This is a genomic window from Streptococcus mitis (genome assembly GCF_026782865.1).
GTDB classification, from domain to species: Bacteria; Bacillota; Bacilli; order Lactobacillales; family Streptococcaceae; genus Streptococcus; species Streptococcus mitis_CG.
The window spans coordinates 1-1,631 of the sequence record NZ_JAKUXK010000022.1; the positions used below are offsets into that span (position 1 = coordinate 1).

The 1,631-nt window shown below is 38.8% G+C and carries 3 protein-coding genes; all 3 read left to right on the top strand.

What is annotated here, in order from left to right; all coding sequences use genetic code 11:
* On the top strand, window positions 1–826 hold an 826-nt coding region (locus MK482_RS08955; protein WP_268718538.1), incomplete at its 5' end, for a hypothetical protein.
* Between the two features lies 1 nt (window position 827).
* Window positions 828–1,250 carry a hypothetical protein gene (locus tag MK482_RS08960; RefSeq protein ID WP_125416690.1) on the top strand — a complete coding sequence of 141 codons (423 nt, stop codon included), beginning with the start codon at window positions 828–830 and terminating at the stop codon, window positions 1,248–1,250.
* Window positions 1,251–1,341: 91 nt separating this feature from the next.
* Window positions 1,342–1,631: T7SS effector LXG polymorphic toxin (locus MK482_RS08965; protein ID WP_268718539.1), on the top strand; the 290-nt coding region annotated here is incomplete at its 3' end.

Genomic DNA, 1,631 nt, shown 5'->3' on the forward strand with positions numbered 1-1,631 from the left:
TCTGAAGAATCTAGAAGAAAGTAAACTTGCGAGGGAATCCAGTAACTTTGACCAATATCTGGCGAAGGAGAAACTCCAACGAGGCTTAAACAAATCCCCATTAGTTAGTCGGGAACTTCCGAAGGTGAAGGGGGTGCACGATGTCGAAACACCGAAGTATAACAAAGAACAAATCCTGAAGAATATAGAGGAAAGCAAACTTGCGAGGGAGAGTTCAGGTTTTAAAGATTTTGCAACTCGCGAAAGATATCTAGAGAAGGTCTTTAACAAATTAACTCCTGAAGAAAGGGAATTAATTTTTAATATTTCTAAAAACGCACCTAAAGTGGAATATCAACCAGATTATTCTTTTGATAGTGTGTTATCAATGTCCAAAAATAACCGTCCGAATGTAGAATATGTGTATACTCCGGAATACATAAAAGCACATAAACAGCAATTTGAAAATGGTGCTATTAAATTTCAGAAATTCACACCAGAAGAAGGTGGTTACAATAATGGTGCAGTTGGTAATGAAAAAGATCATGTTGCCTTTGTTATGCCTAGAGAAGCTGGTGAAACGCTGATTAAAGTGACTAAGGGAGATCCTGAATTGTTGGAAGATATACTAGGTCTTCATCGAGGAGACCTAGGCTCTTCCCCTGTAGCTATTGAAATTCCACCAGAATCTATAAAAAATCCAAGAATCCCAAGTGGAAATGAAGAGTCTGCTTTTGATGATTTTTGGAAACCAGGAGGACAAACCTTCCCAGGAAATATGCCAGAGGCAGTTATTGATGAAGTGCCGTGGGGAGAATTTACAATTAGAAAATTAGGAGGCGACTAAAATGAGTTTAACTAAAATAACATGGGAAGAATTTGATACCTTTGATAAGATTGAGTCACCGAAGGGATATGATTTTCGAACACATGAAGGAAAATACTACACTTTTGGAGAGTTTGGAGTAGCTTCAGTTCGTCGTATCTTTGAGATTAATCCTTCTGATTTTAACGAATATTTATTAGGTAGGAGGACGGCACGTGAAATTGATTTTAAAGCGGAGAACGATCGTTGGCCACCAACGGAAGAAGAAAAGAAAGCTAGTGAGAAACAATTTATATTAAAAGGCTTAACTCCCTTGATAGCTAGTCCTAAGAGTTGGGAATTATTTACTCAGGAAGAGCTCGAGACATTAATTCCACTTGCGGAAAAAAAATGGATTGACTGGAGAGGTAAGCTTCCAGATGATTATGTATCGCCATTGAAATAGTCTATGAGGAACTTGTTTATATACTGTTAGTTGTAATCAAGTTCCTGTTTTTACATTAAGTGAAAATCTCCAAGGTCAGGCCGTCTCGAGTATGCGCCGTTACCTAGTAGAGGTGCATGGGACTCTCCTTCAGACTCTGGTCAACCTGATGAATGACTACTCAACTAACCTCCTACTGTACAAGGATGGCTACTACCAGATTGATTCAAGCAATCATGCAAAGTTACCAGGTCAGGTGTTTACAACCCTTCATAGTGATTTGAAGAGTTCACGTGACAATCTAAAGAGTGAGATTGAGCTCTTGAACACGACCAAGGACAAGGTTTCAGACTTGGTGAGCTATTCAGGAAGTAGTCATACCAGTACGGTCATGAACTATAA

Coding starts and splice junctions, on each gene's coding strand:
- MK482_RS08960 (WP_125416690.1), top strand. CDS start 828: ATGAGTTTAACTAAAATAACATGGGAAGAATTTGATACCTTTGATAAG.